Source organism: Streptococcus pseudopneumoniae, from assembly GCF_001074975.1.
GTDB lineage: Bacteria > Bacillota > Bacilli > Lactobacillales > Streptococcaceae > Streptococcus > Streptococcus pseudopneumoniae_D.
The window spans coordinates 1-22,074 of record NZ_JUUO01000034.1 but is presented as its reverse complement, the minus strand read 5'-3'; the positions used below and the strand labels follow the sequence as shown (position 1 = coordinate 22,074).

Here is a 22,074-nt window from a genome sequence, read left to right as displayed (position 1 = left end):
AAAATGTCTAAATCATTGTTGAGCTTTATTATGCCAACTTTTAACTCTTCAGAATACTTGGCCAAAACTATGGATAGCTTGATTGCTTCAATTGGTCGACACAGTAGTTCTGTGGAAATAATCTGTGTTGATGATGGTTCAACTGACAATACTGTCGCTATATTGGAAGAATATAAATCTGTTTTTGATAATTTAATTGTGATACGAAATAACCATGGTGGTGTAAGTCAAGCTAGAAACACAGCATTGGATATGGTATCAGGCACATTTATCAGTTTTGTTGATAGTGATGATCTTTTTGAAGAGAACTTTTTAGATGTTTTTTCAAGTATAGAAAATAATTTTGATATCTTGTTCACAGATGTTAAATCTTTGGCCAGCAATTTATATATACCAAGAATTTCTTTTGAAAAAAAAATCGATGTTTTTAAAAATTCGTTACGAATTGGAGAATTCGGCATTGAACCTGGAGTAGCAGGAAAGTTCTTTAGGACAGAGATAGTTAATAAAAATAGGATAAGATTCAATACAGAATTGTCTGTAAGTGAAGATGTTCTGTTTAATTTTAACTTTATTACGTATGCAGATAATGTACTACTTAGCTCAGAAAAATTTTATACTGTAACAGGTACGCATAGTTTAATGTTCTATAACGAAAAAAATCTAGCTGGTCAAGTAGAATTTGTGAATCAGGTAAGAAAAATATTATCTATCTATCCTGATAATTCTGATAAACAATTACTAGAGGATAAGTTCATAATAAATGCAATGACTATTTTTATTGATCGTTACTTTGGACCACTTTGGTTAAATGGAACCTACTCTTTAAATAAAGCGTCAAAATTGATGAAAACCACAATAGAAGATAATAAATTTTCAAAGGCTTTTAATAGTAGCAGGCTAGATTATTCCATTGGAAATCGTTATGTTGTATTTAGAAAGTTGTTGAGGTTGAAACAATACAAATTGTGTTTGATTTACAATCGGATAATGGATAAAATTAAGGGGTATGAGAGATTTAGGAAAGATTGATTCGTGTAATATTTCGAAATTTTTACAGAATCAACATATATGACTGACCTTATTACTATTTATCTTACGTTTGAATTATTTTGGTTTTCTCTAATACAATAGTCGAAAGGAATGGAAAGTACTTGTGAAAAACAATCGCTTTATTTCAGAAAAAATCTATTTATTTACCCTATTTGTGTGGGTTGTTGTTGCTTCATTAGTCACAACCACTTATTTTGTTCGATTAGACGGTTTTCTATCATTTTATCGCATACTACTTTATTGTACTATTTTATTGCTATTAATAAAGGAGTTGATAAACTTTTCGAAAACTCTACATTATTTTAAATTTCATTGGAAACAATTATTAATAGTAGTAGTATTTTTTATAGTGATGTCTATAGTTTCAAAAAATCGTGATGGAATATTAAATATAAATGTGCTATTTCTTGTTTTTTCTGCTAGAGATATTGATTTTAGAAAATTATTAGAAACTTTTTCTGTGGCGACATTCCTGGTGCTTTGTTTGACAATTTATGCCAGTCAAAAAGGTATTATTACCAATATGTTTATGAGTGCGGATAGTGGTTATCGTTATAGTCTTGGATTTAATTATGTTTCCTTTGCTTCTCAACGTATGTTCTTTGCGGTATGTAGTTATCTTATGTTTAGAGGGAAGAAGATTTCTTACATGGAATTGCTGGCCTTATTTTTGGCTACAATTTACATGTACCAACAAACTTCGACATCCAGTCCATTTTACTTAAGTATTTTGATACTAACCTATGCTTTGTTTAGTATTAAAATCTTTAAAAAAAAGTTTATCATTGGAAATTTCTGGTCAAGGGAACTTGTGCATTACGGTTTTATTGTAGCTTTAGCAATTATCTTGTATTTTTGTTTTTATTCATCTGGGAATCTCTTCCACTTCGTAGATGAATTCACTCACAATCGACTACGGCTTAGTGTAGAAGGTTTTCAAAATTTTGGAGTTCATTTGTTTGGGCAACGAATTTCTTTTTCTACGTTAGATATATTTGGGAATTTCGCTAGTAATTATAATTATATTGATAGCTCTTTTGTTCAATTATTGGTTATTGATGGCTTGATTGTCAGTGCATTTATGTTGTTTGCATTGACAAAAGTGATGCGTTATTTTGTGTCCATTCGAAAAGATATCGTACTTGCCTGTTTAGGGATTATGATTATCCATGGAATGTTTGATCCTCAAATGTTGGTTCTTCGTTACTCTCCATTAATTTTATTCATCAGTAGATTGTTTATTATGAATCCAGATAACAAAATTGAATAAAATGAGTTAAGTCCAGTTAAAAAGAAAGATTAAGACGAGTTACATCCTTATGAAAGTGTTAAAAAATTACGCCTACAATCTCTCCTACCAGTTTCTGGTGATTATCTTGCCGATTATCACTACTCCCTATGTGACACGGGTTTTTAGTTCAGATGACCTAGGAACCTACGGCTATTTCAATTCCATTGTCATCTATTTTATCCTTTTGGCGACGCTAGGAGTTGCTAACTATGGAACCAAGGTCATTTCAGAGCATCGCAAGGAAATTGAAAAAAACTTTTGGGGAATCTACTCTCTGCAATTAGGTGCAACAGTTCTTTCTATGTCCTTGTATGCTCTTCTTTGTCTGACTCTTCCCTTTATGCAAAATCCAGTAGCCTACATTCTAGGCTTGAGTTTAGTTTCAAAAGGTTTAGACATTTCCTGGCTCTTTCAAGGGTTGGAGGATTTTCGAAAGATTACTGTTCGAAATATCACGGTCAAGCTCGTTGGAGTCATTTCAATCTTCCTCTTTATCAAATCTGCAAATGACCTATATCTCTATGTTTTTTTGCTAACCATATTTGAACTTTTTGGGCAACTAAGTATGTGGTTACCTGCTCGGGAGTTTATCGGTAGACCGCATTTTGATATAGAATATGCTAGACATCATTTGAAACCCATCATATTATTATTCCTTCCTCAGATAGCAATTTCTTTGTATGTTACACTTAATCGTACCATGCTTGGAGCATTATCTTCTACAAGAGATGTAGGAATTTATGACCAGGCTCTAAAGTTGGTAAATATTCTTCTGACCTTGGTAACTTCCTTGGGAAGTGTAATGTTACCACGTGTTGCGCATTTGTTAGCAACAGGTGACCATAAAGCAGTCAATAAAATGCATGAGATGTCCTTCCTTATCTATAATTTGGTGATTTTTCCAATAATAGCGGGGATTCTGATTGTGAATGATGATTTTGTTCAATTTTTCCTTGGTCAAGATTTTCAGGATGCACGTTATGCAATCGCCATTATGATATTCCGTATGTTCTTTATCGGTTGGACCAATATCATGGGAATTCAGATCCTGATACCTCATAATCAAAATAAAGAATTCATGATTTCAACAACAGCTCCTGCAATTATCAGTGTAGGTTTGAACTTACTTTTTCTTCCTAAATTTGGATATATCGGAGCAGCCATTGTTTCTGTTTTGACAGAGGCGTTAGTATGGGCGATACAATTATACTTTACCCGCAGGTACATAAAAGAAGTTCCTATTATCGGATCTATGATAAAAATTGTTCTAGCATCAGCTATCATGTATGGCATTTTGCTAGCTTCAAAAACAGTTTTACATTTTTCACCAACTCTAAATGTTTTAGTCTATGCGGTGCTTGGAGGATTGATTTATTTTATCGCAGTAATATGTCTTAAAGTAGTAAATATGGGTGAAATAAAACAAATAATAGGAGAACGATCGAAATGAAGAAAATACGGAATATAAACTTAGATTTCCTTAAAATTATGGCTTGTATAGGAGTTGTATTACTCCATACTACAATATCAGGATTTAAAGAAACTGAATCTTGGAATTATTTAACATATTTATATTACTTAGGTACCTATTCAATTCCTCTATTTTTTATGGTAAATGGCTATTTACTATTGGGCAGGAATAAGATTAGCTATTCATACATCCTGCAGAAGGTAAACTGGATTTTTATAACAGCATCAATTTGGTCTTTAATAATTTGGATATATAAGAGAGATTTTTCTAAAAATCCTATAAGAATAATTTTAGACTCTTTGATACAAAAAGGATATTTTTTCCAATTTTGGTTTTTTGGTGCTCTAATAATTATTTACTTGTGTTTACCTATTTTGAAAAAGTTTCTAAATTCAAAAAATAGATATTTACTTATTTTAACTCTCCTAGTAATTATTGGTTTGATGTTTGAGCTGACAAATTATTTTGTCAAATTGCCGGTGCAGTTTTATATTATACAAACGTTTAGATTATGGACTTGGTTTTTCTATTATATTTTAGGTGGTTTTATCGCTCAATTTAATTTGGATATTTTAAAAAAATGTTTTAAGAGTTGGATGAAAGTAATCACCGTAGTTTTACTATTTACTTCACCGTTAATCTTGTTTGCGATAGCGAAGGATATTCATCATAATCTTTTTGCTGAATATTTTTATGATAGTATTCTTGTAAAAGCTGTAAGTTTAGGAACTTTTTTGACTGTACTCACGTTTGATTTAAATACAGATAAGAACAGATGGATTATCAAGCTTTCTAATCAAACAATAGGAGTTTTTATTATACATACATATATTATGAAGATGTGGGAGAAACTAGTAGGATTCAGTTTTGCAGGAGCACATTTGCTTTTTGTCATCTTCACGTTAAGCATTAGTTTCATTGTAGTTGGAATATTGTTGAAAATTCCTTATTTAAGTCGAATCGTTAAATTATAAATTATTAATAGGAGTTAACTATGTACGATTATCTTATCGTTGGTGCAGGTTTGTCTGGAGCAATCTTCGCACACGAAGCCACAAAACGTGGCAAAAAAGTAAAAGTGATTGACAAGCGAGATCACATTGGTGGTAATATCTACTGTGAAAATGTTGAAGGCATCAATGTCCACAAGTATGGTGCCCACATTTTCCATACTTCCAACAAAAAAGTGTGGGACTATGTTAACCAATTCGCTGAATTCAATAACTATATCAACTCACCGGTGGCTAACTACAAGGGGAGCCTTTACAATCTTCCCTTTAACATGAATACCTTCTACGCTATGTGGGGAACAAAGACTCCTCAAGAAGTCAAGGACAAGATTGCCGAGCAAACGGCTGATATGAAAGATGTTGAGCCTAAAAACCTTGAAGAACAAGCCATCAAGTTGATTGGTCCAGATATCTATGAAAAATTGATCAAGGGCTATACAGAAAAACAATGGGGACGTTCTGCAACAGATCTTCCACCGTTTATTATCAAGCGTCTTCCAGTTCGTTTGACCTTTGATAACAACTACTTTAACGACCGTTACCAAGGTATTCCAATCGGTGGCTATAATGTCATCATTGAAAACATGTTGGGCGATGTAGAAGTAGAGCTTGGGGTTGATTTCTTTGCTAACCGTGAAGAACTCGAAGCATCAGCTGAAAAAGTTGTTTTCACTGGAATGATCGACCAATACTTTGACTATAAGCATGGGGAATTGGAGTATCGTAGTCTCCAATTTGAACATGAAGTTTTGGATGAGGAAAACCACCAAGGAAATGCAGTGGTCAATTACACAGAGCGTGAAATTCCTTACACTCGTATCATTGAGCATAAGCACTTTGAATATGGTACACAACCGAAGACGGTTATTACTCGTGAGTATCCAGCTGACTGGGAACGTGGAGATGAACCATATTATCCGATCAACGATGAAAAGAACAATGCTATATTTGCTAAGTATCAAGAAGAAGCAGCCAAAAATGACAAAGTTATCTTCTGTGGGCGCCTAGCTGACTATAAATACTACGACATGCATGTTGTTATTGAACGTGCACTTAGTGTAGTAACGGATGAGTTTGGTTACTAAGACATGCATTTTTAACAATTTAATGATTGTTCAACAACAAAGAAAGGTAACCCATTATGAAAGGTATTATTCTAGCAGGTGGTTCGGGGACACGTTTATATCCGTTAACTCGGGCTGCATCAAAACAACTGATGCCGGTTTATGATAAACCGATGATTTACTACCCACTTTCAACATTGATGTTGGCTGGGATTAGGGATATTTTGATTATTTCCACTCCACAGGATTTGCATCGATTCAAAGAGCTTCTTCAAGATGGCTCTGAGTTTGGGATTCAATTGTCTTATGCAGAGCAACCAAGTCCAGATGGTTTGGCACAAGCCTTTATTATTGGTGAAGAATTTATTGGTGATGATAGCGTTGCTCTGATCTTAGGTGACAATATCTATCACGGTCCTGGTCTTTCTAAGATGTTACAAAAGGCAGCAAACAAGGATTCAGGAGCGACTGTCTTTGGCTATCACGTGAAGGATCCAGAACGCTTTGGTGTTGTTGAGTTTGACAAAGACATGAACGCCATTTCTATCGAAGAAAAGCCAGAACATCCTCGTTCAAATTATGCAGTTACAGGCCTCTATTTCTACGATAATGATGTAGTAGAGATTGCCAAAAATATAAAACCAAGCCCGCGTGGTGAATTGGAAATTACAGATGTCAACAAGGCTTACCTAGATCGTGGAGATTTATCGGTTGAGGTTATGGGACGTGGCTTTGCTTGGTTGGATACTGGCACTCATGAAAGTTTACTAGAGGCTTCACAGTACATCGAAACAGTCCAACGGATGCAAAATGTTCAGGTAGCAAACTTAGAAGAAATTGCTTACCGTATGGGCTATATCAGTCGCGAAGATGTATTGGCCTTAGCCCAACCACTTAAGAAAAATGAATACGGGCAGTATCTGCTCCGTTTGATTGGAGAAGCATAGATGACAGATAATTTTTTCGGAAAGACGCTTGCAGCACGCAAGGTTGATGCAATTCCAGGTATGTTGGAGTTTGATATCCCTGTTCATGGTGATAATCGTGGCTGGTTTAAAGAAAATTTCCAAAAGGAAAAAATGCTCCCACTTGGATTTCCAGAGTCTTTCTTTGCAGAAGGAAAATTGCAAAACAATGTATCCTTCTCACGTAAAAATGTTCTCCGTGGCCTCCACGCAGAACCTTGGGATAAGTACCTCTCTGTAGCAGATGGTGGGAAAGTTCTGGGTTCTTGGGTTGATCTACGCGAGGGCGAAAACTTTGGAAATACCTATCAAACAGTAATTGATGCAAGTAAGGGAATCTTTGTTCCTAGAGGTGTGGCCAATGGTTTCCAAGTCCTATCAGATACAGTTTCTTATAGTTATTTGGTCAATGACTACTGGGCTCTTGAACTCAAACCCAAGTATGCCTTTGTGAACTATGCTGATCCAAGCCTTGGCATTGAATGGGAAAATCTTGCAGAAGCAGAGGTTTCAGATGCAGATAAAAATCATCCACTACTTAAGGATGTAAAACCTTTGAAAAAAGAAGATTTGTAAAAAGGAAAGAATATGACTGAATACAAAAAAATTATCGTGACAGGTGGAGCTGGTTTTATCGGTTCCAACTTTGTCCACTATGTTTACAAGAATTTTCCAGATGTTCATGTGACAGTATTAGACAAATTGACTTATGCTGGGAACCGCGCTAATATTGAGGAAATTTTAGGTGATCGTGTTGAGTTAGTTGTTGGGGACATTGCGGATGCAGAGTTGGTAGACAAGTTGGCAGCTCAAGCAGATGCTATCGTTCACTATGCTGCTGAGAGTCACAATGATAATTCACTCAATGATCCATCGCCATTTATTCATACTAACTTTATCGGAACCTATACTCTTTTGGAAGCTGCACGTAAATACGATATTCGTTTCCACCATGTATCGACAGATGAAGTTTATGGGGATCTCCCTCTACGCGAAGATTTGCCAGGTCATGGTGAAGGACCAGGTGAGAAATTTACTGCTGAAACAAAATACAACCCAAGTTCTCCGTACTCATCAACCAAGGCTGCCTCAGACTTGATTGTCAAAGCCTGGGTGCGTTCTTTTGGAGTCAAAGCAACGATTTCTAACTGTTCAAATAACTATGGTCCTTATCAACACATCGAAAAATTTATCCCACGTCAGATTACCAATATCCTAAGTGGAATTAAGCCAAAACTTTATGGTGAAGGTAAGAACGTTCGTGATTGGATTCATACCAATGACCATTCTTCAGGTGTTTGGACAATCTTAACAAAAGGTCAAATCGGTGAAACCTACTTGATTGGGGCTGATGGCGAGAAGAACAACAAGGAAGTTTTGGAACTTATCCTTAAGGAAATGGGACAAGCTGCGGATGCCTATGATCATGTGACTGACCGTGCAGGACATGACCTTCGTTATGCGATTGATGCCAGTAAACTCCGTGATGAATTAGGTTGGAGACCAGAATTTACTAACTTTGAAGCTGGACTCAAGGAAACAATCAAGTGGTATGCAGATAATCAAGAATGGTGGAAAGCAGAGAAAGAAGCTGTTGAAGCCAATTATGCTAAGACTCAGGAGATTATTACATTATAAAAAGCAGGAAATAACTGCTTTTTATTGCTATATTGGAAAGAGTTACATATTAGAAAGGGCTATAGATGATTTTAATTACAGGAGCAAAAGGCCAATTAGGAACTGAACTTCGTTATTTATTGGATGAACGTAATGAAGAATATGTGGCAGTAGATGTGGCTGAGATGGACATTACCAATGCAGAAATGGTTGAGAAGGTTTTTGAAGAGGTGAAACCAACTTTAGTCTATCACTGTGCAGCCTACACCGCTGTTGATGCAGCAGAGGATGAAGGGAAAGAATTGGATTTTGCCATCAATGTGACGGGGACAGAAAATGTCGCAAAAGCATCTGAAAAGCATGGTGCGACTTTAGTTTATATTTCTACTGACTATGTCTTTGACGGTAAGAAACCAGTTGGACAAGAGTGGGAAGTTGATGACCGACCAGATCCACAGACAGAATATGGTCGTACTAAGCGTATGGGAGAAGAATTAGTTGAGAAGTATGTGTCTAATTTCTATATTATCCGTACTGCATGGGTATTTGGAAATTATGGCAAAAACTTCGTTTTTACCATGCAAAATCTTGCAAAAACTCATAAGACTTTAACAGTTGTAAATGATCAGCACGGTCGTCCGACTTGGACTCGTACCTTGGCTGAATTCATGACCTACCTAGCTGAAAACCGTAAGGAATTTGGTTATTATCATTTGTCAAATGATGCTACAGAAGACACAACTTGGTATGATTTTGCAGTTGAAATTTTGAAAGATACAGATGTGGAAATCAAGCCAGTAGATTCCAGTCAATTTCCAGCAAAAGCTAAACGTCCGCTAAACTCAACGATGAGCCTGACTAAAGCTAAAGCTACTGGATTTGTCATTCCAACTTGGCAAGATGCCTTGAAAGAATTTTACAAACAAGAAGTGAGATAAGTAGTAGAATGATTTTCTAGTCTAATAAAAGAGGCAGATAAACTCCAAAGGAGCATAAGATGTACGATTATCTTGTTGTCGGTGCTGGTCTCTTTGGTGCAGTCTTTGCCCATGAAGCAGCCTTAAAAGGAAAAAAAGTAAAAGTCATTGAAAAACGAAATCATATCGCGGGTAATATCTATACTCGTGAAGAGGAAGGAATTCAAGTTCATCAGTATGGTGCTCATATCTTCCATACTTCTGATAAGGAGATTTGGGATTATGTAAACCAGTTTGCAGAGTTTAACCGTTACACAAATTCTCCTGTTGCAAACTATAAGGGAGAGATTTATAACCTTCCTTTTAATATGAATACTTTCAATAAACTCTGGGGAGTTGTAACGCCAGCAGAAGCACAAGCGAAGATTGATGAGCAACGTGCTGTTTTAAATGGCAAAACTCCTGAAAATTTGGAAGAACAGGCGATCTCTCTTATAGGTACAGACATCTACGAAAAATTAATCAAAGACTATACAGAGAAACAGTGGGGCAAGCCAACTACGGAACTTCCAGCCTTCATCATTCGCCGTTTGCCAGTACGCCTGACCTACGATAACAACTATTTTAACGATACCTATCAAGGTATTCCGATTGGTGGATATACTCAAATAGTTGAAAAAATGTTGGATCATGAAAACATTGATGTAGAAACAAACGTTGATTTCTTTGCGAATAAAGAGCAATACCTGAAAGATTTTCCTAAGATTGTTTTTACTGGTATGATTGATGAATTCTTTGACTATAAGTTGGGTGAACTAGAGTATCGTAGTCTTCGTTTTGAAAATGAGACCCTGGATATGGAGAATTACCAAGGAAATGCAGTTGTGAACTATACGGATGCAGAAACTCCATATACACGTATTATTGAACATAAACATTTTGAGTTTGGAAATCAATCAAAGACTATCATTACTAAAGAACATTCTAAAACATGGGAAAAAGGTGATGAGCCTTATTATCCAGTAAATAATGATCGTAATAATCATTTGTATAAATCGTATAAAAAATTGGCCGATGAGCAAGGGAATGTTATCTTTGGTGGTCGTTTAGGACACTATCGTTATTACGATATGCACCAAGTAATTGGAGCAGCCTTGCAGTGTGTGAGAAATGAGTTAGATTAAACAAGTAAAACTGACTCCCAGTTATTATTTAGAAATAGTATAAAAAATTCCTTGACTATGTAATGTAGTTGAGGGATTTTTTGATATTATTCATATTTTTGCAAAGTTTTTGTTTAAAAAATAATTTTCAAAAATTCTGAAAATTCTATTGACAGGACTTGAAAAAGAGTCTATAATGAATAAAAAAACAAAGGAGAATACTATGAAAACAAGAAAAGTATTGGCTCTTGCGGGAGTAACCTTATTAGCAGCTGGTGTTTTAGCTGCTTGTTCTGGGGGTTCAGGCGCTCAAGGTGACAAGACCTTTGCATTTACCTACGAGACACATCCAGATAATCTCAACTATTTGACAACTGGTAAGGCAGCAACTTCTGAGATTACTAGTAATGTGATTGATGGATTGCTTGAAAATGATAAATACGGGAACCTTGTTCCTTCATTGGCAGAAGACTGGTCAGTCTCTAAGGATGGCTTGACTTATACCTATAAAATTCGTAAAGATGCCAAGTGGTATACATCTGAGGGAGAAGAGTACGCTCCTGTTAAGGCTCAGGACTTTGTAACAGGACTTAAATATGCAACAGATAAGAAAGCAGAAGCCCTTTACTTGGTACAGGATTCAATCAAAGGTCTGGATGCCTATGCCAAAGGTGAAATCACAGACTTCGCTCAAGTCGGGATTAAAGCCCTTGACGACCAAACAATCCAATACACCTTGAACAAACCTGAAACTTTTTGGAATTCCAAAACAACCATGGGTGTGCTTGCGCCAGTCAATGAAGAGTTTTTGAATTCAAAAGGGGATGATTTTGCCAAAGCTACGGATCCAAGTAGTCTCTTGTATAATGGTCCTTATTTGTTGAAATCCATTGTAACCAAATCCTCTGTTGAATTTGCGAAAAATCCGAACTACTGGGATAAGGACAATGTGCATATTGACAAGGTCAAATTGTCATTCTGGGATGGACAAGATACCAGCAAACCAGCAGAAAACTTTAAAGATGGTAGCCTTACAGCAGCTCGTCTTTATCCAACAAGTGCAAGTTTCGCAGAGCTTGAGAAGAGTATGAAAGACAATATCGTCTATACGCAACAAGACTCTACGACTTATCTAGTAGGGACAAATATTGACCGTCAATCTTATAAACACACATCTAAGACTAGCGAAGAACAAAAGACTTCAACTAAAAAGGCTCTCTTAAACAAGGATTTCCGTCAGGCTATTGCCTTTGGATTTGACCGTACAGCCTATGCCTCTCAGTTGAATGGAGAAACTGGAGCAAGCAAAATCTTGCGTAATCTCTTTGTGCCACCAACATTTGTTCAAGCAGATGGGAAAAACTTTGGCGATATAGTCAAAGAAAAATTAGTAACCTATGGGGATGAATGGAAGGATGTGAATCTGGCCGATTCACAAGATGGTCTTTACAATCCAGAAAAAGCCAAGGCAGAATTTGCTAAAGCTAAATCAGCTCTACAAGCTGAGGGAGTACAATTCCCAATTCACCTAGATATGCCTGTTGACCAAACAGCAACTACAAAAGTTCAGCGCGTCCAATCTATGAAACAATCCTTGGAAGCAACTTTAGGAACTGATAATGTCATTATTGATATCCAACAATTGCAAAAAGATGAATTGCTTAATGTAACTCTATTTGCCGAAAATGCTGCTGGCGAAGACTGGGATTTATCAGATAATGTCGGTTGGGGTCCAGACTTTGCCGATCCATCAACTTATCTCGATATTATCAAACCTTCTGTAGGAGAAAGTACTAAAACATATTTAGGATTTGACTCAGGGGAAGATAATGTAGCTGCTAAAAAAGTAGGTCTATATGACTACGAAAAATTGGTTACTGAGGCTGGTGATGAGGCTATAGACGTTGCTAAACGCTATGAAAAATATGCTGCTGCCCAAGCTTGGTTGACCGACAGTGCTTTGATCATCCCAACAACTTCTAAAACTGGTCGTCCAATCTTGTCTAAGATGGTACCATTTACAATACCATTTGCATTGTCAGGAAATAAAGGTACAAGTGACCCAGTCTTGTATAAATACCTTGAAATTCAAGACAAGGCAGTTACTGCAGATGAATACCAAAAAGCTCAAGAAAAATGGATGAAAGAAAAAGCAGAATCCAATAAAAAAGCGCAAGAAGAACTCGCAAAACATGTGAAATAAGATAAAAAGAAGTTAGTTGTAAGCTAACTTCTTTTGGTTTATTGAAAATGAGTTGAAACCTCTCTTCACTTTCAAAGATTATGAAGCTAATTTTTTTGTAGAAAAAATCCTGAGTTTTTATTCTCAGGATTTTCTTTCATCTCACTGTTGTGGTTGTTGAACTTGTGGATTTTGTGGCGTTGGTTGTACTGGTTGTGTCGGTTGACCAGCTTGACCAGCTTGTCCTTGGTTAGGATCAGTTGCTGGAGCATTATTGGGTTGTTGTCCAACCGTCGAACTTGCCTGTGTAGTTGTACTTTCAGCTGTTGTAGAGGAATTCTCTACTATTTGCGTTTGTTGTGAACTTTGTTGTGTAGTTTGATTATTCCAAGTATTTTTTGTACTATTTTTGAAGATAAATTCGCCATTTCGGAACAGGCCATCTGGCATCGTCCAATCTTCAGGTTGCTCATCTTCTGATAAATACGATATCATTGAGCGATAAACCTTGGCAGCAACTAGGAAACCATCTCCAACTATTGGAGTAAAACGGTTTGAGTATCCAGTCCATACAGCCATAGAATACTTAGGAGTATATCCTACAAACGATTCATCTGGAGCTACGTAACCAGTGTTTTTGACATATTTTTCGATTTCTTCATCAGTATAGTTAGAAGTACCAGTCTTACCAGCTTGTGGAAGCCATGGTAGGTAGGCACCACGTCCGATACCATAAACTAAGACTGTTTTCATCATTTCGGTCATCATATAGGCTGTAGTCTCTTTCATAGCTCGTGTACCGGCATCAGAAAATTCTTTTTCACTACCATCACTGAAGACTATTTTATTGATATACATTGGTTTATGGTAAATACCACCATTAGCAAAGGCTGCGTAGGCAACTGCCATTTTTTCACTACTTGCACCGTACTGTTTGTTGGATTCAGTTGTGTTACTTGAAATGGCGTTTGCATAATACATGCTTGGATAGTCGATACCAAGACCATTAAGGAAGGTTTTAGCTCTATCTAGACCGACCTTATTCAAAGTCTCAACGGCTGTGACATTTCGTGATTGTTGAAGAGCATACTGGATTGTAATGTTTCCAAAGTAGCCATGATCCCAGTTGTAGAGTGGAGTATCAGTGCCAGGATAGTTATAAGGAACATCATGTACAATAGACGCAGTAGAGTCATAGACTCCATATTCTAAAGCGGGAGCATAGTCAGTGATTGGTTTCATACTAGAACCCCAGTCACGATTGGTTTCAACGGCTTGGTTGATTCCGAAAGATACATTACTTGATTGGTGACGGGCACCTAACTGAGCAATGACTTTACCATTTGTTACATCCACGACCGTAGATGCGACTTGCAAATCATCGTCAGGGTAAGAGACGTATTGATCGGAGTTGTAGATATCCCACAGACGTTTTTGAGCCTCTTGGTCTACATTTGTGTAGACATCCATCCCAGTAGTTAGAAGGTTATAGCCAGTTTCTTGTTCGACTTGGTCGATTACTTCTTTGAGGTAGTTGTCCATATAGGCTGGATAACTATTGGCTGATTTCAAGCTCTGGAGACCATCAGTGATAGGAGTATTAATTGCTTTTTCATACTGTTCTGCACTGATATACTTCTGTCCCTTCATTTCTGAAAGTACCAAGTTACGACGCTCTAGAGCAGCTTCTGGATGGGAATATGGATCATATTGGTTTGGTGCTTGAGGCATTCCGGCTAGGAGTGCTAACTGTGGCAAGCTTAAATCCTTCAAGTCTTTTCCATAGTAATTTTCGGCTGCGGTTTGCATTCCATAGTTACCGTTAGACATGTAGACTTTGTTGATGTAGTAGGTCAGGATTTCTTGCTTGGTTGCTTTTTGCTCTAATTGAACAGCCAACCAAGCTTCCTGGGCTTTACGTGAAATGGTCTGATCAGAAGTGGAAGTTGAGAAATAGGTCAACTTAATTAATTGTTGGGTAAGGGTAGATCCTCCCTGGAGGGAGTTGTTTTGTAAGTTACGTAAAAAGGCCCCTATAATTCGGATGGTATCGACACCGCGATGATCGAAAAAACGATGGTCTTCAATCGATACGATAGCCTTGACCAAATCAGTAGGAATTTCGTTGGCCTGAGCGTTTACTCGGCGTTCAGAGCCCAGATCGGCAATCAGTTCGTTTTTACTATCGAAAATCTTACTAGACGTGGTTGCGACTAATTTGCTCTCAGATAGGGCTGGGGCTTTGCTGACGTAATAGAGAAATATGCCTCCTCCCAGCATAACTGCTGTGATAAATAAAGTTAAGAAGCAGATACTCACATACTTAGCTATTCGCAGGATAGTTGGTTTGTTCATCTTGTTTTACCACCTAATAAATGTTCTTTGATAACATTGAGATAAGGAATTTGAGGGAAGGCACCAGCCTTGATTTCATATCCATATTCTCGAATATATCCAAGTGGCATTGATTTTTGTCCCTTATCTTGATGATAGAAGCGAATCAAATCGAATGCCGGCAATAAGTAGGTTTCTTGCTGAGAAGAAAAGTGAAGAAGGACAAAGCAGATTCCTTGTTGGGCAAGGACTTGTTCCATATGCTGAATCTGATGTGGATGAAAATTTTTCATCGGAATCGCACGTTTTTGTTTTGTTTCCTTGGCTTCAAAGTCGATGTAATATCCATTATAAACGCCAGAATAGTCCGTCGTTGAAGCTTGTCGAAAATAGGCTTCAACAATCTTGGCACGACTTCGTTGTGGATAGTCCACTCGTACGATTTGAATAGGGGTTGGTTTCTTGTGTATAACAGCCAAGCCCTGAGACAAATAGTAGTCGTTGGTAGCATTGATCATCTTTTCAAAAGACATTCCTCGATTTGCGAAATTTTTGGGTTGAGAAAGAGATGGTTGTCTTTTTTGTGATGAAAGTTTATGTGGATAGTTGACCATAATTCTCCTTATTGGTACAATAACATCACTCTATTATACCATAAATTTGCACAGAAAGGGTTAAAAATGGCTACAGCTTTGGTTTTGGGCTATTCTGCTTTTGATTTGGGTTTGTTTTCTGATAAGGATCCTCGTCTTAAATTGATAAAAAAAGCAATACGTAAAGATTTAGAGGCTATGGCAGCAGATGGGGTGTCTTGGCTTGTGTTTACAGGAAGTTTGGGTTTTGAATATTGGGTTTTAGAGGTTGCTCAGGAGATGAAAACCGAGTACGGTTTCCAGTTGGCCACCATTTTTGCTTTTGAAACCCATGGGGAAAATTGGAATGAAGGCAATCAGATGAAACTGAGTCGTTTTAAGCAGGTAGACTTTGTCAAATATGCTTATCCTCGCTATGAGCACAAGGGGCAGTTAAGAGATTACCAGCAGTTTTTGCTGGAAAACACGACTAGTTCCTATCTTTTTTATGATGAAGAAAATGAAACGAAACTAGCTTATTTTTACCAAAAGATGAAAAATCAAGAGGACTATTTTATAAAGAGATTAACATTTGATCAATTAAATGAACTTGCTGAAAATTTTTCCGAAAATTGAAGCTTTGACCTTGATTTTTGTTTGCCTTTTTTTATATAATAATACTAGCAAGCGAGAATGGAGAGAGACATGACAAGTATTATTTTTTCAGCAAAAGATATTTTTGAACAAGAGTTTGGACGTGAAGTTCGTGGGTATAGCAAGGTAGAAGTTGATGAGTTTTTAGACGATGTCATCAAGGACTATGAAACCTATGCTGCCTTGGTTAAGTCACTTCGTCAGGAGATTGCGGATTTGAAGGAAGAATTAACTCGTAAACCGCAAGTGAGTTCGGCTCCAAGTCCTAGTCACCCAGATCCAATTGATGTGGCTGCTTCATCTTCTATGACGAATTTTGATATTTTGAAACGCTTGAATCGTCTTGAAAAAGAAGTATTCGGTAAACAAATTTTAGACAATACTGATTTGTAATTCAGGTCTTGTTACATGCAATTTTTGGATAATCGCGTGAGGAGAATTGCTTCTCATGAGGAAAGTCCATGCTAGCACAGGCTGTGATGCCTGTAGTGTTTGTGCTAGGCGAAACCATAAGCCTAGGGACGAGAAATCGTTACGGCAGTTGAAATGGCTAAGTCCTTGGATAGGCCAGAGTAGGCTTGAAAGTGCCACAGTGACGGAGTCTTTCTGGAAACAGAGAGAGTGGAACGCGGTAAACCCCTCAAGCTAGCAACCCAAATTTTGGTCGGGGCATGGAGTACGCGGAAACGAACGTAGTATTCTGACTGCTATCAGCTAGAGCTGTTAGTGGTAGACAGATGATTATCGAAGGAAGTGGTCCTAGTCACTTCTGGAACAAAACATGGCTTATAGAAAATTGCATATAGGTTGGGGCTGAGAAATTTTCTCAACCTCATTTTTTAAAGTGGACATATAGAAAGGTCTTGCAAGACTGTAACATGAAAAAAGAATTTAATTTAATTGCAACTGTGGCAGCAGGGCTTGAAGCTGTTGTAGGACGAGAAGTGCGAGAGCTGGGCTACGATTGTCAGGTTGAAAATGGACGTGTTCGTTTTCAAGGAGACGTGAGAGCTATTATCGAAACCAACCTGTGGCTTCGGGCAGCAGATCGTATCAAGATTATCGTAGGAACGTTCCCAGCTAAGACTTTTGAAGAGCTGTTTCAGGGAGTTTTCGCTTTAGATTGGGAAAATTATTTACCACTTGGAGCTCGGTTCCCGATTTCAAAAGCAAAATGTGTTAAATCTAAACTTCACAATGAGCCCAGTGTACAGGCTATTTCTAAGAAAGCTGTTGTCAAGAAATTGCAGAAACACTACGCCCGCCCAGAAGGTGTTCCTCTGATGGAGAATGGCCCAGAGTTTAAGATTGAGGTCTCTATTCTCAAAGATGTGGCAACTGTCATGATTGATACGACAGGATCTAGCCTCTTTAAACGTGGTTATCGTACCGAAAAAGGTGGCGCTCCTATCAAGGAAAATATGGCGGCAGCTATTTTACAACTTTCTAACTGGTATCCAGACAAGCCTTTGATTGATCCGACATGTGGTTCGGGGACTTTCTGTATCGAGGCGGTCATGATTGCTCGAAAGATGGCTCCAGGTCTTCGTCGCTTCTTTGCTTTTGAGGAATGGAATTGGGTCAGCGATCGCTTGATTCAGGAAGTGCGTACAGAAGCGGCTAAAAAAGTAGACCGTGAGCTTGAACTGGATATTATGGGCTGTGATATCGATGCACGTATGGTGGAAATTGCTAAGGCCAATGCTCAGGCAGCTGGTGTTGCAGGAGACATTACTTTTAAGCAGATGCGCGTGCAGGATTTGCGTTCCGATAAAATCAATGGTGTGATTATCTCCAATCCGCCTTATGGAGAACGTTTATCAGATGATGCAGGGGTTACCAAGCTTTATGCTGAGATGGGGCAAGTATTTGCACCGCTGAAAACGTGGAGCAAATTTATTCTAACTAGTGATGAAGCCTTTGAGACCAAGTACGGTAGCCAGGCGGACAAGAAACGTAAGTTGTACAATGGAACCTTAAAAGTTGATTTGTATCAATATTTTGGGCAGCGTGTCAAACGCCAAGAAGTAAAGTAGGAAGGTAAATTCATGACTAAGAAAAGACGGGATCGTCATAAAAATGAAGGACAAGAACCGCGATTTGATTTTGATGAAGCAAAAGAGTTAACAGTTGGTCAAGCTATTCGTAAAAATGAAGAAGTAGAAGCAGGGGTCTTGCCTGAGGACTCCATTTTAGATAAGTATGTCAAGCAACACAAAGATGAAATTGAGGCGGATAAGTTTGCGACTCGCCAATACAAAAAGGAGGAATTAGTCGAAACGCAGAGTTTGGATGATCTTATCCAAGAGATTCGGGAGGAGACAGAAGTTGAGTCCTCAGTACAGGAAGATGACTTGAATCAGTTCGATGATTTAGAATTCACACGCGATTCAGAAGTTCCCCCTGTCGAAGAATTTGAGACTGAAGAAGTACAATTGTTTGGAGAGGAAGAAGTTCCAACATTTTCTAGAGTAACGGATAGTGAAGATGGAGAAAGTAAGAAGAAATGGTTGATTTACGGGATCCTAGCAGCGCTAGCGGTTCTTATCCTTGGAACTGGTTATTATGTTTACCGTCAAGTTACTCGCTCAACACAGGAAATTCAAACTGCTCAATCAGCTACAGCCAATCAATCAGATGTGGATGATTTTAATACACTTTATGACGCCTTCTACACAGACAGCAATAAAACGGCTTTGAAGAATAGCCAGTTTGATAAACTGAGTCAACTCAAGACCTTGCTTGATAAGCTGGAAGGTAGTCGTGAACATACGCTTGCCAAATCTAAGTATGATAGCCTAGCAACGCAAATCAAGGCAATCCAAGATGTCAATGCACAATTTGAAAAACCAGCTATTGTTGATGGTGTTTTGGATACCAATGCCAAAGCCAAATCGGACGCTAAATTTACGGATATCAAAACTGGGAATACGGAGATTGATAAAGTGCTAGATAAGGCTATCAGCCTTGGTAAGAGCCAGCAAACTAGTACGTCTAGCTCAAGCTCAGGTCAAACTAGTAGCTCTAGTCAAGCAAGTACAAACTCTTCTACAGAGAGTACTACAAGTAACACTAGTCCGTCTTCAAGCGCCTCATCAAACAATTCAGTTTCTACGCGAGATGATAGCCATGGCGGTTTATCAAGTTCTGGAGTTAACCTCCAGAGAGCTTCAAGTCGTGTACCGTTCAATCAATCAGCTGTAGATGATAGCAATAACTCTGCCTGGGATTTCGCGGCTGGTGTTTTGGAACAAATTTTAGCGACTTCACGTTCACGTGGTTATATCACTGGTAACCAATACATCCTCGAACGTGTCAATATCGTTAATGGTAATGGTTATTACAATCTCTACAAGCCAGATGGAACCTATCTCTTTACCCTTAACTGTAAGACAGGATACTTTGTTGGAAATGGTTCTGGACATGCGGATGACTTGGACTACTAAGTAGTCGTTACAAAATTCTTTCTTTTCAAAAGTAAAAATGATAAAATAAAACAAATTAAACAAGAGGAGTGTCAAATGACAAAAGCTAACTTTGGTGTCGTAGGTATGGCCGTAATGGGTCGTAACCTTGCCCTTAATATTGAATCTCGTGGTTACACAGTTGCTATTTACAACCGTAGTAAAGAAAAAACTGAAGATGTGATTGCTTGCCATCCTGAAAAGAACTTTGTACCAAGCTATGACGTTGAAAGTTTTGTAAACTCAATCGAAAAACCTCGTCGTATCATGCTGATGGTTCAAGCTGGACCTGGTACAGATGCTACTATTCAAGCCCTTCTTCCACACCTTGACAAGGGTGATATCTTGATTGACGGAGGAAACACTTTCTACAAAGATACCATCCGTCGTAATGAAGAATTGGCAAACTCAGGTATTAACTTTATCGGTACTGGGGTTTCTGGTGGTGAAAAAGGTGCCCTTGAAGGTCCTTCTATCATGCCTGGTGGACAAAAAGAAGCTTACGAATTGGTTGCGGATGTTCTTGAAGAAATCTCAGCTAAAGCACCAGAAGATGGCAAACCATGTGTGACTTACATCGGTCCTGATGGAGCTGGTCACTATGTGAAAATGGTTCACAACGGTATTGAGTATGGTGATATGCAATTGATCGCAGAAAGCTATGATCTTATGCAACACTTGCTAGGCCTTTCTGCAGAAGATATGGCTGAAATCTTTACTGAGTGGAACAAGGGTGAATTGGACAGCTACTTGATCGAAATCACAGCTGATATCTTGAGCCGTAAAGACGATGAAGGTCAAGATGGACCAATCGTAGACTACATCCTTGATGCTGCAGGTAATAAGGGAACTGGTAAATGGACTAGCCAATCATCTCTTGACCTTGGTGTACCATTGTCACTGATTACTGAGTCAGTATTTACACGTTACATTTCAACTTACAAAGAAGAACGTGTGCATGCTAGCAAGGTTCTTCCAAAACCAGCTGCCTTCAAATTTGAAGGAGACAAGGCTGAATTGATTGAAAAAATCCGTCAAGCCCTTTACTTCTCAAAAATCATTTCATACGCACAAGGTTTTGCTCAATTGCGTGTAGCTTCTAAAGAAAACAACTGGAACTTGCCATTTGCAGACATCGCTTCTATCTGGCGCGATGGCTGTATCATCCGTTCTCGTTTCTTGCAAAAGATTACAGATGCCTACAACCGTGATGCAGACCTTGCCAACCTTCTTTTGGATGAGTACTTCTTGGATGTTACTGCTAAGTACCAACAAGCAGTGCGTGATATCGTAGCTCTTGCCGTTCAAGCTGGTGTGCCAGTGCCAACTTTCTCAGCAGCTATTACTTACTTTGATAGCTACCGTTCAGCTGACCTTCCAGCTAACTTGATCCAAGCGCAACGTGACTACTTTGGTGCCCACACTTACCAACGTAAAGACAAAGAAGGAACCTTCCACTACTCTTGGTATGACGAAAAATAAGTAGGTCTGCCATGGGGAAACGGATTTTATTACTTGAGAAAGAACGAAATCTAGCTCATTTTTTAAGTTTGGAACTCCAAAAAGAGCAATACCGAGTTGATCAGGTTGAGGAGGGGGGAAAAGCCCTCTCCATGGCTCTTCAGACAGACTATGACTTGATTTTATTGAATGCTCATCTGGGGGATATGACAGCCCAGGATTTTGCAGACAAGCTGAGTCGGACTAAGTCAGCCTCAGTGATCATGGTCTTGGACCATCGTGAAGAATTGCAAGATCAGATTGAGACAATCCAACGCTTTGCCGTTTCTTACATCTATAAGCCAGTGCTTATTGAGAATCTGGTAGCTCGTATTTCAGCGATTTTCCGAGGTCGGGACTTTATCGATCAACACTGTAGTCAGATGAAGGTTCCAACGTCTTACCGCAATCTGCGTATGGATGTAGAACATCATACCGTTTATCGTGGCGAGGAGATGATTGCTCTGACGCGCCGTGAGTATGATCTTTTGGCCACTCTTATGGGAAGCAAGAAAGTTCTGACTCGTGAGCAGTTGTTGGAAAGTGTCTGGAAGTATGAAAGTGCGACAGAAACCAATATCGTGGATGTCTATATCCGTTATCTACGTAGCAAGCTTGATGTAAAAGGTCAAAAAAGCTACATCAAAACAGTGCGTGGTGTTGGTTACACTATGCAAGAATAGAAAGCAGTTGCAGTTATGTAACTGCTTTTTGAGCTCTATACTATCTGTAGCAGGAATTCCTGAATACCAGATATAGTCGCTTAGTTTATAAAATACGTGTTATAATAAAGCTATGGCATATAGTACTGATTTTA

Annotated in this window: 19 protein-coding genes and 1 other RNA gene; 18 read left to right on the top strand and 2 right to left on the bottom strand. The window is 38.2% G+C overall.

Annotation, left to right across the window (positions count from 1 at the left end; genetic code table 11):
• The first annotated feature begins 3 nt into the window (after positions 1–3).
• From ADI86_RS01735 to ADI86_RS01685, 11 genes are all read left to right on the top strand, one after another.
• A complete protein-coding gene (locus ADI86_RS01735) occupies positions 4–1,032 on the top strand; it encodes a glycosyltransferase family 2 protein (protein ID WP_049531520.1) in 1,029 nt (342 codons plus the stop codon).
• A gap of 124 nt (positions 1,033–1,156) precedes the next feature.
• The gene (locus tag ADI86_RS01730; protein ID WP_049531519.1) at positions 1,157–2,323 is read left to right on the top strand and encodes a hypothetical protein; all 1,167 of its coding nucleotides are present in this window, start codon (positions 1,157–1,159) and stop codon (positions 2,321–2,323) included.
• 49 nt (positions 2,324–2,372) lie between these two features.
• Entirely contained in the window at positions 2,373–3,794 is a 1,422-nt protein-coding gene (locus tag ADI86_RS01725; RefSeq protein WP_049531518.1) for a flippase, read from the top strand.
• Positions 3,791–4,789: an acyltransferase gene (locus tag ADI86_RS01720; protein ID WP_049531517.1), complete on the top strand. Its 999-nt coding sequence runs from the start codon at positions 3,791–3,793 to the stop codon at positions 4,787–4,789. The genes ADI86_RS01725 and ADI86_RS01720 overlap by 4 nt, the downstream gene beginning before the upstream one ends.
• A 20-nt stretch (positions 4,790–4,809) precedes the next feature.
• Positions 4,810–5,910, top strand: a complete 1,101-nt coding sequence (gene glf / locus ADI86_RS01715; protein ID WP_049531516.1) for a UDP-galactopyranose mutase — start codon at positions 4,810–4,812, stop codon at positions 5,908–5,910.
• Between the two features lie 56 nt (positions 5,911–5,966).
• Entirely contained in the window at positions 5,967–6,836 is an 870-nt protein-coding gene (gene rfbA / locus ADI86_RS01710) for a glucose-1-phosphate thymidylyltransferase RfbA (protein WP_049531515.1), read from the top strand.
• Positions 6,837–7,430: a dTDP-4-dehydrorhamnose 3,5-epimerase family protein gene (locus ADI86_RS01705; RefSeq protein ID WP_049531514.1), complete on the top strand. Its 594-nt coding sequence runs from the start codon at positions 6,837–6,839 to the stop codon at positions 7,428–7,430.
• 12 nt (positions 7,431–7,442) lie between these two features.
• Positions 7,443–8,492: a dTDP-glucose 4,6-dehydratase gene (rfbB, locus tag ADI86_RS01700; protein ID WP_049531513.1), complete on the top strand. Its 1,050-nt coding sequence runs from the start codon at positions 7,443–7,445 to the stop codon at positions 8,490–8,492.
• Positions 8,493–8,557: 65 nt separating this feature from the next.
• Entirely contained in the window at positions 8,558–9,409 is an 852-nt protein-coding gene (gene rfbD / locus ADI86_RS01695; protein ID WP_049531512.1) for a dTDP-4-dehydrorhamnose reductase, read from the top strand.
• A gap of 59 nt (positions 9,410–9,468) precedes the next feature.
• Positions 9,469–10,572, top strand: coding sequence for a UDP-galactopyranose mutase (gene glf, locus ADI86_RS01690; protein ID WP_049531511.1), 1,104 nt, complete (start codon positions 9,469–9,471; stop codon positions 10,570–10,572).
• A 202-nt stretch (positions 10,573–10,774) separates the two neighbouring features.
• Positions 10,775–12,754: a peptide ABC transporter substrate-binding protein gene (locus ADI86_RS01685; protein ID WP_049531510.1), complete on the top strand. Its 1,980-nt coding sequence runs from the start codon at positions 10,775–10,777 to the stop codon at positions 12,752–12,754.
• A gap of 141 nt (positions 12,755–12,895) precedes the next feature.
• Here the strand turns inward: ADI86_RS01685 and pbp1a are convergent, their stop codons facing one another.
• A complete protein-coding gene (gene pbp1a, locus ADI86_RS01680) occupies positions 12,896–15,088 on the bottom strand; it encodes a penicillin-binding protein PBP1A (protein WP_049531509.1) in 2,193 nt (730 codons plus the stop codon).
• The gene (recU, locus tag ADI86_RS01675; RefSeq protein WP_000248774.1) at positions 15,085–15,681 is read right to left on the bottom strand and encodes a Holliday junction resolvase RecU; all 597 of its coding nucleotides are present in this window, start codon (positions 15,679–15,681) and stop codon (positions 15,085–15,087) included. Before recU ends, pbp1a begins: the two co-directional genes overlap by 4 nt.
• A gap of 66 nt (positions 15,682–15,747) precedes the next feature.
• Here recU and ADI86_RS01670 point away from each other — a divergent pair, with 66 nt between their 5' ends.
• The 7 genes from ADI86_RS01670 (at position 15,748) to ADI86_RS01640 (ending at position 21,940) form a co-directional block, all read left to right on the top strand.
• On the top strand, positions 15,748–16,275 hold the full coding sequence (locus ADI86_RS01670) for a DUF1273 domain-containing protein (protein WP_000179549.1): 528 nt from the start codon (positions 15,748–15,750) through the stop codon (positions 16,273–16,275).
• 69 nt (positions 16,276–16,344) lie between these two features.
• Entirely contained in the window at positions 16,345–16,686 is a 342-nt protein-coding gene (gpsB, locus tag ADI86_RS01665) for a cell division regulator GpsB (protein ID WP_000200644.1), read from the top strand.
• Positions 16,687–16,706: 20 nt separating this feature from the next.
• Positions 16,707–17,087, top strand: an RNA gene (gene rnpB, locus ADI86_RS10715) — RNase P RNA component class B.
• Positions 17,088–17,171: 84 nt separating this feature from the next.
• Complete coding sequence (locus tag ADI86_RS01655; RefSeq protein WP_049531508.1) at positions 17,172–18,329, top strand: THUMP domain-containing class I SAM-dependent RNA methyltransferase; 1,158 nt, start codon at positions 17,172–17,174, stop codon at positions 18,327–18,329.
• A 12-nt stretch (positions 18,330–18,341) separates the two neighbouring features.
• On the top strand, positions 18,342–19,739 hold the full coding sequence (gene mapZ, locus ADI86_RS01650) for a cell division site-positioning protein MapZ (protein ID WP_049531507.1): 1,398 nt from the start codon (positions 18,342–18,344) through the stop codon (positions 19,737–19,739).
• Positions 19,740–19,814: 75 nt separating this feature from the next.
• A complete protein-coding gene (gndA, locus tag ADI86_RS01645; protein ID WP_049531506.1) occupies positions 19,815–21,239 on the top strand; it encodes an NADP-dependent phosphogluconate dehydrogenase in 1,425 nt (474 codons plus the stop codon).
• Positions 21,240–21,250: 11 nt separating this feature from the next.
• Complete coding sequence (locus tag ADI86_RS01640; protein ID WP_049531505.1) at positions 21,251–21,940, top strand: response regulator transcription factor; 690 nt, start codon at positions 21,251–21,253, stop codon at positions 21,938–21,940.
• The last annotated feature ends 134 nt before the right edge of the window (positions 21,941–22,074 follow it).